This window comes from Schleiferia thermophila (assembly GCF_003337435.1).
Lineage (GTDB): Bacteria > Bacteroidota > Bacteroidia > Flavobacteriales > Schleiferiaceae > Schleiferia > Schleiferia thermophila.
The window spans coordinates 635,192-647,611 of sequence record NZ_QPJS01000001.1; the positions used below are offsets into that span (position 1 = coordinate 635,192).

10 protein-coding genes are annotated in these 12,420 nt (G+C 39.6%); all 10 read left to right on the forward strand.

The genetic code is table 11. The annotated features are described in order from the left end of the window. Positions 1-318 precede the first annotated feature (318 nt). The 10 genes from rpe (at position 319) to DES35_RS02780 (ending at position 12,415) form a co-directional block, all read left to right on the forward strand. Positions 319-969: a ribulose-phosphate 3-epimerase gene (rpe, locus tag DES35_RS02735; protein ID WP_037355814.1), complete on the forward strand. Its 651-nt coding sequence runs from the start codon at positions 319-321 to the stop codon at positions 967-969. After that, entirely contained in the window at positions 966-2,939 is a 1,974-nt protein-coding gene (locus tag DES35_RS02740; protein WP_114365725.1) for a BatA domain-containing protein, read from the forward strand. Before rpe ends, DES35_RS02740 begins: the two co-directional genes overlap by 4 nt. Then, entirely contained in the window at positions 2,936-4,198 is a 1,263-nt protein-coding gene (locus tag DES35_RS02745) for a dihydroorotase (protein ID WP_037355819.1), read from the forward strand. The genes DES35_RS02740 and DES35_RS02745 overlap by 4 nt, the downstream gene beginning before the upstream one ends. Beyond that, complete coding sequence (locus tag DES35_RS02750) at positions 4,180-6,591, forward strand: M1 family metallopeptidase (protein ID WP_114365726.1); 2,412 nt, start codon at positions 4,180-4,182, stop codon at positions 6,589-6,591. Before DES35_RS02745 ends, DES35_RS02750 begins: the two co-directional genes overlap by 19 nt. A gap of 169 nt (positions 6,592-6,760) precedes the next feature. Continuing rightward, the gene (locus DES35_RS02755; protein ID WP_037355822.1) at positions 6,761-8,233 is read left to right on the forward strand and encodes a sensor histidine kinase; all 1,473 of its coding nucleotides are present in this window, start codon (positions 6,761-6,763) and stop codon (positions 8,231-8,233) included. Beyond that, positions 8,199-8,975 (forward strand): enoyl-CoA hydratase/isomerase family protein, encoded by a 777-nt coding sequence (locus DES35_RS02760; RefSeq protein WP_114365727.1) that lies wholly within the window; start codon positions 8,199-8,201, stop codon positions 8,973-8,975. The genes DES35_RS02755 and DES35_RS02760 overlap by 35 nt, the downstream gene beginning before the upstream one ends. A 77-nt stretch (positions 8,976-9,052) precedes the next feature. Then, positions 9,053-10,030 carry a deoxyhypusine synthase family protein gene (locus DES35_RS02765; protein WP_037355826.1) on the forward strand — a complete coding sequence of 326 codons (978 nt, stop codon included), beginning with the start codon at positions 9,053-9,055 and terminating at the stop codon, positions 10,028-10,030. A 12-nt stretch (positions 10,031-10,042) separates the two neighbouring features. Next, positions 10,043-10,480 (forward strand): hypothetical protein, encoded by a 438-nt coding sequence (locus tag DES35_RS02770; RefSeq protein ID WP_037355828.1) that lies wholly within the window; start codon positions 10,043-10,045, stop codon positions 10,478-10,480. A 91-nt stretch (positions 10,481-10,571) separates the two neighbouring features. Next, entirely contained in the window at positions 10,572-11,993 is a 1,422-nt protein-coding gene (locus DES35_RS02775; protein ID WP_114365728.1) for an alpha/beta hydrolase-fold protein, read from the forward strand. Beyond that, a complete protein-coding gene (locus DES35_RS02780) occupies positions 11,990-12,415 on the forward strand; it encodes a deoxycytidylate deaminase (protein WP_037355831.1) in 426 nt (141 codons plus the stop codon). The genes DES35_RS02775 and DES35_RS02780 overlap by 4 nt, the downstream gene beginning before the upstream one ends. The last annotated feature ends 5 nt before the right edge of the window (positions 12,416-12,420 follow it).

The following is a 12,420-nucleotide window of genomic DNA, read 5'->3' on the forward strand; positions in this document are numbered from 1 at the left end:
CTTTTGTAAGTACTGTATGTGAATAGAATAAAGAGGAGAGAGTCTATAATCCGTCCAGTTGAAACCTCCACTCATTGCTGATGACGCCGATTGGATAATGGTGTATTTTATAGCCTCCGATTCGCAATCAACATGTATTGCGAATATCCTTAAGGGTAAGGTTAGAAAATCAGCAGATAAGTTGATGGTTGACGAACTAAGACTTTTCTTAGTTGAGTAACGACAGGCCGAGTGAGGCCGGCTTTATAGTATCCTGAGCAATGTAATCGGGCATTAGCTGCAAAAGCCACCTGAGATTTAAGTTTGCAGCAAAAACCTATGGCACTTATTGCCCCTTCCTTGCTTTCTGCAGATTTTACGCGCCTGACAGAAGTTGCTGACATGCTCAATCAATCTGAGGCCGACTGGTTTCACCTCGACGTTATGGACGGTTTGTTTGTACCAAATATCACTTTTGGAATGCCTGTCATTGCACAACTGAGGAAACTCTCAAAAAAGACCTTCGATGTGCACCTGATGATCGTTCAACCGGAGCGTTACATTGATGAATTCAGAAATGCAGGAGCAGATGTATTGACCGTGCATTATGAAGCATCCACGCATCTGCATCGAACCTTGTCAGCTATTCGAAAAGCCGGGATGAAGTCAGGTGTTGCAATCAACCCACACACGCCGGTCGATTTGCTACAAGATGTAATTGCAGAGGTGGATGTGGTATGTGTGATGAGTGTGAATCCAGGTTTCGGAGGTCAAAAATTTATAGAAAATACTTACAGAAAAATAGAAAAATTATGTGCGATAAGAAGCGATGCGGGATTAAATTTTTTGATAGAAGTGGATGGGGGTGTTCATGCAAAAAATGCATTGAAATTGCTCCAAACAGGCGTCGATGTGCTTGTGGCAGGAAATTTTATATTTTCATCCCCTGAGCCCCTAAAAACCATTCTTGAACTAAAAAGATTGATATGACTTTTGGAAACCCTTTGTTTCTTTGGTCATTAGTGCTGCTTTCGGTTCCGATACTTATTCATTTGTTCAGATTTAGGAAGTATAAAAAAGTATATTTTACACGAGCAGTATTATTAGAAAAAAGTGTTTCAGATCAGCGAAGAGTAAAAAATTTAAAACACATTTTAATCCTTGTGTCAAGGGTATTGTCTTTGCTGCTTTTCATATGGGCTTTTTCGTTGCCATATTTCATTAAAAATGGCCAAAAAACATCTCAAATTTTAGATGACAGTCATTTGATTTTAGTGGTTGATAACCATCTAGGTATGTACTTCAACGATGAGGATAAGACAGGCCGGTTATATGCTGTAAAGCAACAAATAAAATCACTATTGAAAAACCTGAATTCTTTTTCAAAAATTTCATTGGTAACTCTAAATTCAGCTCCTCAAACATTTAACTCCATCGATGAAGCTCTCACTGCCATTGAATCCCTATCACCTACGGCAGCCATTGGCAGTTGGCATGAACTGAATTCCAAAATCCAACGGGTCACCAGAGGTCAGGAGAACAAACCAAATATTCTGCTCTTCAGCGACTTCTTGAACAAAAATGATGATTTGAAACAAATCAGTATAAAATTTACTCCGGTAATTGTCCCTTCATTTGATTTCAACACATTACAATGTATAGACTCCTTATGGGAGTTTCCAATTGCATCTGGCTCATTTTATTTCCAATTAAAGGGTGATACTTCTAATGCATATCCTGTTGTCTACGGAGAGAAAAAACCGATTTTTTCAGCTGAGCGTACCAAAGAAATGCCAAATGTGTATTCATTTCGATTTCCTGCAAATATGAATTTTACATACGGCATTATAACACCTCAGAACAGTTTCAATCCTGCACAAAACTTTTTTTTCATTCCCTCAACAATGGAAAAAAAATCTATTTTACTTCTTTATAATAACAAGAAACTTTCAGACTTATACAAAAGTAAATTTTTCAATATGCAAACTGTAGAAGTGGATCACTTCACTTTTGACGATGTGAAATCAATTAATTTTTTGAAATACAATCATGTTATTTTAATTGAAGTTGAAAAAATCGACGACCGACTCAGCAGAGAACTACAGGAATTTCTGAAACGAAATACCAGGGTATTTTTAGTACCGTCTTCTGATGCGGATCTAACGTCGATCAATCGATTTTTACAAAATTATGGATTGAATTTCACGCAGCAGGAAACTGTAATCACCGAGGCTGAAAAAATTGAATACCAGGACTTGCTATTTCGAAATGTTTTTGAAGAAGAATATGAACTTCCACATTTGCCATTTTTCAAAAAATATTATAATGTTGAGGTCTCCAACGGCATCCCAATATTATATACAATTTCCGGAAAGAATATGCTCGTTAAAACTACCTCAATGAATGGGGGTATCTTATACGTATCTTCGGGTTCTTTTCATCCCGAAAATTCAGATATTTTAATGCATGAGATTTTTTCTCCAATGATATATAATTTTTTGCATAGAGATATGACGATTTCTATGCCGTATTATTTGTGTGGGCAGGACTATACATTTAATTTTTCTTTAGCTGTAAAAAACCATGATGAATCTATCAAACTCAAAACTCCTATGCAAGAGGAAATCATTCCGCTGCAAACGAAAAGAGGTTCTGATTTTAGTGTGACTCTCGGAAAAGAGTTTTTACAAAATGGAATATATTCCTTGTGGTATGATGGTGAAAAAATTAAAGATATTGCTTTTAATTTACCAGTGTGTAAATTAAATAACAGATATTATACACCTAAGGATTTGGCATCTGATGGAGTTATTGATTTGTCTGATATAATGTATTTAACTGATAACAATATTCTTTCCAGAATTCAAGCTAGTACTGGGGTCCAATTATGGGTATATTTTGTAACCCTAGGTATCCTTTTGCTGTTTGTTGAATTATCAATTATTAAATTCTTAAAATGAGTGCTCCGAACGTCAATTTTTCTGATGTCTATAATTTGATTCCAGGTCACGAACATTACGGAAAGATTTGCAATATTTCTCTTACCGATAAGTTTTTGGAAATTAAACCTGTTACTGATCATCTGCATCTTTCTGAGGATACCACTCCCGGTGGAAAATTAATTCTGGCTCCCGGATTTATCGATATGCATTCTGAAATAAACGAGCCTGGTCGAGAAGACCGTGAAACATTATCTCAAACCATTGAACTTGCAATAAAGGGCGGATATATTGCCGTAGCAGCAATGCCCTCTGCCCAGCCTGTAATAGATCACAAAGCTTTTGTCGATTTTCTCAAAAAGAGCACGGTGGGAGCTGTCTGTGAAATTTTGCCAGTAGGAGCAGTTACCAAAGAATTAAAAGGTAATGAGCTCAGTGAAATGTTTGATATGAAAATGGCATCTGCCATAGCTTTTTCGGATTATAAATGCAGACATCGAAATACAAAACTACTCATGCTAGCTATGCAATATGCCAGGCAAATGGATATGCCGATTATGATCAGTGCAGGAGATGTGGATTTGATGAAATTTGGAAGTGTACACGAAGGAAATAATGCTGTAAAACTGGGTCTGAAATCCATACCCTCCATTGCGGAATCGATTGGTCTGAAGCGCGATATCGAATTGGTAAAATATACCGGATGCAAAGTTCATTTTCAATCCATTTCCACAATTGAAGGAATTGAATTGATCAGGAGGGCGAAAAACGAAGGACTTCCGGTGACTGCTGACGTCAATTTTTACCATCTGCTTCTAAACGATGAGTATCTACATACATTTGATTCCAATTACAAGACAGATCCGCCCCTACGAGATGAAGAAACCCGACTTGCTCTGATAGATGCAGTAAAAGACGGAACTATTGATGCCATAGCTGCCGACCATCAACCTAGGACTTATGAAGAAAAAGTTTGTGAATTTGATAGAGCTCAATATGGAATGTTTACCCTGCCTTTTGTATTTGGAACACTTTGGAATTCAAATTATTTTACCATCAGAATGTTAATTGAGAAACTTCATCAATCACCCAAAAAAATACTCAACCTTCCAGCCCATATATCAGAAAAATATTTATTGTTAGATTTAGAAAAAAAATACACGATCAAAGCCGATGACTTTAATTGGTTTTCTTGTACTAACTCTCCCTTTTTTTCCTATGAAATAAAAGGCAAAATAGAGTATATAATCTCAGAAAACATATGCGAAAAAATCAGCTGATAATCTTTCTATGGTTGATGTGCTGGATAGCTAGGTCGCAGGATTACCATATATGCCATCCAAAAGATGTTCGGTATTCACCCAGAGAGCGATATATTGACATGCACCACTTAAAATTAGAAATTGAACCTAATGCCATCAAAGGAGAAGTAAATGGTTTAGCAATTTTGTCATTTACCCCTCTTTGGAGAGAGGTGGATAGCATTTGGTTGGATGCTGTAAAGTTTGATGTTCACTCCATTAAACTCAATGGTAAACCGGTTCGCTTTATAAATGCTGATTCTGGAATTGCTATTTTTCCTCACACACTTGGTAGGAAGGAAGCCAACTATCTTGAGATCAAATACCGGGCAACACCAGAAAAGGGAATGTACTTCACCGGTTGGGATGACCCGACCGGGAGAGGTCGCAAGCAAATATGGACTCAGGGACAAGGAATTGACCATAGGCATTGGATTCCTTACTATGACGAACAACACGATAAACTGACCACCGAAATTGTGGTCTACTTTGATAGCAGATATAAAGTAGTTTCAAACGGTATACTGCTTTCTGCCGATACCATACGAGATAAAATCAAATGGCATTATTTGCAAAACAAGCCTCACCCGGGATATTTAATTATGATAGCTGTAGGCGATTACAATATGTATTCCTCCCTTTATGAAAATGAGGGAAGACAGCTTGAATTTCAAGAATATATGTATCCGGATGTACCCGGGGGCGAGACCTCAACTTATCGCTACAGCAGATTTTTTATGCAAAAGCTCGAAGAGCTACTAAAAGTGCCATATCCCTGGCCTGGCCCTTACAGGCAGGTGCCGGTAGCAGACTTCATCTATGGAGCGATGGAAAATACCGGTGCCGTCATTTTTGCAGAGAGTCTGATAAGCGACCAGTACTCAGAAAGCAATGTAAACTACCACCAGGTAAATGCCCATGAAATGGCTCACCAGTGGTTTGGCAATTTGGTTACTGCCTGGAGTGCACGCCACCACTGGCTTCATGAAAGTTTTGCTACATACTTTGACCTACTCTCCATACAGTGGCTGAGTGGTGACCATGCTTTTTCCAATAAAATAAGAGAGTCCATACATCTGATTAAGGCTCATGAGGTTAAAGACAATCTTCCCATTGCGCACTCAAAGGCAGGGAATGCACGCCATTATCAAAAAGGTGGTGTAGTGCTGCACATGCTTCGAAATCTTGTGGGAGATGAAGCATTTTATAAGTCATTGCAAGTATTTCTGGAGCGATACCAATTTAGAAATGCCCACTCAGACGATTTACTCTATGTATTTCATGAAGTGACCGGCAGAGACCTACAATGGTTTTGGGACCAATGGTTCTATGGCTCCGGTATGCCTGTTATGACTTTTTCACACAGAGTAGTTGCTGATACAAAGGGCAAGCATTTAGCGCTGTATTTCAACCAAAAAAACATCAATAGAATTGACAGCAAAAAGCTGTTTCGATTGCATTTTGATGTGGAAATTGTCAGTTCAAAAAGACGAATTATAACCCCTGTCACGGTTTCAAATGCTTCAGATACCATACGCATATTTGTTGATAAAGACGAAGATATTTGGATGGTCAACCCTGATCCCGGAAAAAGACAATTGATCGAATGGGTAAATCTCAATGAAAATGCACTTGCCATTACTAAACATTCGGAAAATGCATTTGACAGAGTGTTTGCTTACCAACATGCGCAGAAAGTATTCAAAGTTTCGGATCTGGAATTTTTCAGAGATGAAAAAGACTCAGATATATTGGCCATGTGGGCTAAAGCAATCGGAAAAAATATAATGAATCCAATTGTTTGGAATTTTTTTAACAAGGTAGAATCTGATAAGGTGAAATTTGCCGCTTTGGTAAATACCGATGGTAATTTTTGGAGGTTAAGGTCTGAAGGTGAATTGCTTGAGTTTGCGAATTCACATGAATGTCAACTGAAATTTTTGGTATACTTACTGGCAATATCCGCCAGACCTGAGAGGCTGGAATTTTATAAAAAAGTAATACAAATACCAGAAAAGTTCACCCTACAAAAAATGCGTTTACTAATTGCCATAACAGAGTACAATATCAACAAAAGCAATGAAAACATTCGAAATATTGCATCTTTTGCATCCACTGAATTTAGAGGTGCTATAAGGGCTGAGGCAATGGAATTTTTAACCTCAATTGATTATCGTACCGACGAATTGATTAATATATGCGTTCACGCCTTAGGTCACTATGACCGTACGCTGCCTCTGGCCGCTGCAGGATATCTGAAGAAAGTTGCTGAAACCCAGTATAAAGAGCTGATACAAAAAGAGCTAAAGAAATACGAAAAAATCTGGCCGGAGTGGAAGATTAAAAAGGCCTACAGACTGTTGGAAGCGTAATTCGTTGAAGTTGCATTTTGTCACTGAGACATAATGCTTGATTCAGACATAAGATGAAAAAACAATGAAAAAGCAATTCATCTTCCATTCCTTTTACCATGATTTGAGTTGTTCTGGTATTAACTTTGAGCATGAAAGAGCCTTTTTGATACCGGAGCTCTAAATCATTATGCGACTACGATACACCATTATTCTTGCCATTGTGGTTGTAAACATTCTCTCCTTTATTCTGACGGGAGTATACTTTTCGTATTATTACAAAAAAGAAAGTGAAATCTATCATCTGGAGAGAATCAGACGTAAAGAATATTCCATCAAAGCAGCAATAGCCCATCACATAAAGGAGCAAAAGCTACCAAAAATCCCACATCAAATAGCTGCTGCATTTAATCAGAAAATTTGTGAAATCAGTGATATTCACAATGTAGATATTGCCTTCTACAACTTAAATGGAACATTTCTAACCGGAGCAGTGCGCAATCCTATTGATAAAGACAAACTTTTTGTTTTTAAACTCGATTCACTTGTATTAGAAACGATTTTCCATAGCTTCAGTGATCGGGTAACCATAAAAAAAAACATAGAAAATAGATCCTATTTGTATGACTATTTTTTTCTGCACGACGACTATGGTGAAGAGATTTTGATCATCAATATTCCGTATCTTCTGGATAAGAATTTTTTCAATCGGGAAATGAAAAATTTCCTTTTGAATCTAGTTCAGATCTATTTTGTTTTGTTCTTAATTGCTATTGCAGCAGCAATTTTATTGGCGACCACCATTACAAAACCATTGGATAAACTGAGGGCATTGCTCAAAAATAATGTAAAAATTGAGGATGCAAAACCTATAGAAGGTCAATATCCGTCCGAAATTCAGCAACTAGTGGACGATTACAATCGCGTACTTCAGGAGCTGAAAAACAGCGCAATGCTACTAGCAGAACGGGAGCGCGATTCAGCTTGGCGAGATGTAGCACGTCAGGTCGCACATGAAATAAAGAATCCCATCACACCGATGAGGCTTAGTGTGCAATGGATCGAAAGAACACTTCAAACCAATGAGCCCGATAAACTAAAGGAATTCTGTACAAGTATGTTAGTTCAAATTGACACACTTTCGCGCATTGCAGATACCTTTTCGCGCTACAGCAAGTTGCCGGAAATATCCTTCGAAAGAATAAATTTGTGTGAGATAGCCCGTCAGACCAGCAGTTTACTTACCGATCAGCCTATTTCGATCATCACTCCAAAGAGCCCTGTGTATATCATTGGAGATAAAAACCAGCTGACTCAAGCACTGAACAATGTGCTTAAAAACGCCATACAAGCAACGGAAGGCAGACATGCTCCGGAAATAAAGATTGAAGTTTCGGACAATTCACATGAAGCCGCAATTTCAATTACAGACAATGGATGTGGAATCGAGCCTGAACTTTTGGATAAGATTTTTATACCAAAATTTACCACAAAAACATCAGGAATGGGTCTTGGTCTGGCAATCGTAAAAAATATTGTAGAGGCCCATCGGGGCCGCATAGATTTGCAATCTGTCAAGCATAAAGGCACAACCATAAAAATAACTCTACCAAAAAACACGGAATACAATGGAACTCATAAACCTGATCATTCAAAAGTCTGATAGATATGCTCTGGTAACGATCAACCGTCCTGAAAAACTCAATGCATTGAATACAAGTACCATCCAGGAGCTCCACACCGTACTTCAGGAGCTGGTGGATGATAAAGAGGTACGTGTAGTAGTGCTTACCGGCGCTGGACACAAGGCCTTTGTCGCTGGTGCTGATATAGCGGAGTTTGCTTCTTTTGGAGTGGAAGAAGGTATGAATCTCGCTTCTAAAGGCCAGGAGTTGCTGTTCGATTTCATCGCTAATTATCCCAAGCCGGTAATCGCTGCCGTCAATGGCTATGCATTAGGAGGTGGACTGGAGCTGGCCATGGCTTGTCATATGCGAATAGCTTCCAACAATGCAAAGCTTGGACTACCGGAGGTAACTTTGGGTCTTATACCTGGCTATGGAGGTACGCAACGATTGGCACAGCTTGTAGGCAAAGGCAAAGCATTGGAAATGATCCTAACAGCATCAATGATCAGCGCCGATGAAGCATTGAGCTGGGGATTGGTAAACAAAGTGACCAGCCAGGAAGAACTCCTTGATATGGCCATCGAAGTAGCAGCCGCAATGGCAAAAAATTCATCAAGCGCCCTCGCAGCTGCCATTAGAGCTGTCAATGCAGGATATGCCTTTGAAAAAGATGGCCTCAAAAAGGAAATAGAAGAGTTTGGAAAGTGTTTTGGTACCCCTGATTTTGTAGAAGGTACTGCTGCATTTCTTGAAAAGAGGAAACCAAATTTTTCTTAAACCATTAATGACAGCTGGTAAAAAATTTGCTAATCGTAAAGGACTAAATATTTTCGCCCCCAAATCTTACTTCATCCATGAAAAACAGAGGACCTGTTTCGAAGTTTATTGAACACAATTTCAGGCACTTCAATGCGGCAGCATTGGTGGACGCGGCCAAAGCCTATGAAAAACATCTCGAAGAAGACGGCAAAATGATGATAACCCTCGCTGGTGCCATGAGCACTGCTGAATTAGGTGTTAGCTTGGCCGAGATGATCCGTCAGGATAAGGTTCACATCATATCATGTACCGGTGCCAACCTCGAGGAAGATTTGATGAATCTGGTAGCTCACGACCATTACAAAAGAATTCCCAACTACAGAGACCTAAGCCCACAAGACGAATGGGAGCTTCTGGAAAATGGTTTTAACAGAGTCACAGATACTTGTATTCCAGAGGAGGAGGCTTTCAGAAGGCTTCAAAAACACATATTTAAATTGTGGAAAGACGCTGATCAATCAGGAAAAAGATATTTTCCACATGAATATATGTATGAGCTCATTCGCAGCGGAGTGCTCGAACAATACTACCAGATCAATCCCAAGGACTCCTGGATGGTAGCTGCTGCAGAAAAAAATTTACCCATAGTAGTACCTGGTTGGGAAGATTCCACCATGGGCAACATTTTTGCATCCTATTGCATAAAAGGTGATCTCAAGCCTTCCATCGTAAAATCTGGCATTGAATACATGACCTGGTTGGCAGATTACTACATAAAAAACAGCAAGGGCAAAGGAATTGGTTTCTTTCAAATTGGCGGAGGTATAGCCGGAGATTTCCCTATTTGTGTCGTTCCTATGTTGTATCAGGACCTGGAGATGGAAAACATTCCATTTTGGAGCTACTTCTGCCAAATAAGCGATTCTACCACAAGCTATGGAAGTTATTCAGGTGCTATTCCCAATGAGAAAATTACCTGGGGAAAATTGGGAATTGATACCCCAAAATTTGTTATCGAATCGGATGCTACTATCGTAGCACCTTTGATTTTTGCATGGGTTTTAGGACAATAATATCATGGAGCTATGGAGAAGAAAAGAATTATAGTGGATTATAAAAACATTACCAATAAACTTTTAAGTCTGCTGGTTGAAACTTATCCCAATGGATACGAAGATCACATCATCAAATTTAAAAATGCAAAAAACGAATGGGTATCGGCTGTGCCTCTCGAAACTGACGAAGCCAAATACCTGGTAAAGGTGGGAGTAGAGCTCGACAAGCGCGTAGAAGCTTTTACACTGTTGGACGAAGAAGATGAAAATATCCCCGTACCTCTAGATGTACCTCCCACCGATATCGATGACGAGGATCTGGAAAGTGAGCAAGACGATGAAAGACCTAAACGTAAAAAGAGAACCTCTGACAGGCTTCTTGAAGCAGGTTTTGACCCCGAAGACGACGAAGACGAAGAGGATGACTATGCCGATGAAGAAGATGATGAGGACGAAGATGAGTACTAATCATCGATATTTTTATCTTTTTTGGAGCATGGCTATGTCCATGCTTTTTTAATTTTATATCTGATGTACTTTCTTATTAATTACGGTATCTATGTCTTTATCATCTGGATTTAGAGGGATTATTTTATGTATTGCACCCTTCGTATTTGCAATACAAATAGCTTATGCACAATTGCATATCCTGGTACAGCAAATCCCAGTTAATACACCCGTAAATGCCTCCATCTACATTGCGGGCAATTTTAATAACTGGAATCCATCAGATACGGCAACTATATTGAACAAGTCTGGTACAGAGTATTTTAAAACCTTATCAATAACTTCAAATCCGATTCAATTCAAATTTACCAGGGGGAGTTGGCAGACCGTAGAAGGAAACCAAAACGGGAGTTTTTTGCCAAACAGGGTCCATTCCTGGAGTCCGGGCGACACTTTAAAATTGTCAATTCTCAGCTGGGAAGATCTCGGAAGTTCTACTTCTACTGCAGCAGCAAATGTTTCCATCCTGCATCCTTCATTTTTTATGCCTCCACTCAACCGAAGCCGAAGGATATGGCTTTATCTTCCACCCGATTATCACGCTACTGCAGACAGTTTTCCTGTGTTGTACATGCACGATGGCCAGAATCTCTTTGATCAGTCCACGTCTTTTGCAGGCGAATGGCAAGTGTACGAAACTTTGAATCTCCTTCATTCAACTTTAGGTAGGTCTTTGATAGTAGTTGGAATCGATAATGGAGGTGTGGATAGAATCAATGAATACAGCCCTTGGGTGCATCCGCAATATGGCGGAGGGCAAGGTGATTTGTACCTTGACTTTATATCCGGCTATCTGAAGCCCTATATCGACAGCACATTTCGCACTTTTAAAAACCGCTTACATACAGGTATGATGGGAAGTAGTATGGGTGGTCTAATAACCTTATATGGAGGTGTAAGAGATCAGCATGTTTATTCCCGATTGGGAATTTTCTCCCCAAGCTACTGGTTTTCCAGTCAAGTATGGAGTTATCCGGCAAGCATTGGTGCTCAGCATCCCATGCGCATCTACCAATTGGCCGGTGGCCTGGAAGGCAATGGCTCTGTGGCGCAGAATATTGCTCAGATGAAGCAGACGTTGATTAACTCTGGCTTTAATGAAAGTTCTATTCTCAACAAAGTAGTGCCATCAGGTCAGCACAATGAGGCCTTCTGGCGTCAGGAATTCGGAGAAGCTGTTTTATGGTTGTTTTACGACCATTTTTTCATGTCTTTCAATGAAGCAAGCAATAATGCCCATCTTGAAGTATATCCCAATCCAATGAAAGATTCAACGATGCTAAAAGTACGGAAAGGGGGACGATATACTGTAGAGGTTTCTGATCTCACTGGAAGACTGTATTACTTCAAAGAACAGTACGTAGAACGTGGAGAGATATTTTTGGATGTGACAGGGCTTCCTTCGGGCGTTTATCTTTTGACTGTAAATAGCAACGATGCAAAGGAGATAAAGAAAATTATCGTACAGCGATGAACAAAGTGGAGCGATACGACAGAGCATATCTCCGTATGGCCCTGCAGTGGGCACAGCTCTCTCATTGCAATAGGAAGAAAGTAGGAGCCTTGATCGTAAAGGATCGGATGATCATTTCCGATGGTTACAATGGCACTCCTTCAGGATTTGAGAATGAGTGTGAAGACGAAAACGGCGAAACCAAATGGTATGTGCTGCATGCAGAGGCCAACGCTATATTGAAGGTAGCCGGAAGCACCCAGTCATGCAATGGGGCCACCTTATATCTGACACTATCGCCTTGCCGCGACTGCGCTAAACTCATACATCAGGCTGGTATCAGGCGATTGGTGTATATCAGAAAGTACAGCGACACCTCAGGATTGGAATTTTTGGAAAAAGCAGGTGTGGAAATAGCTCATTATCCAGACATGGCCGATTAGGAAAA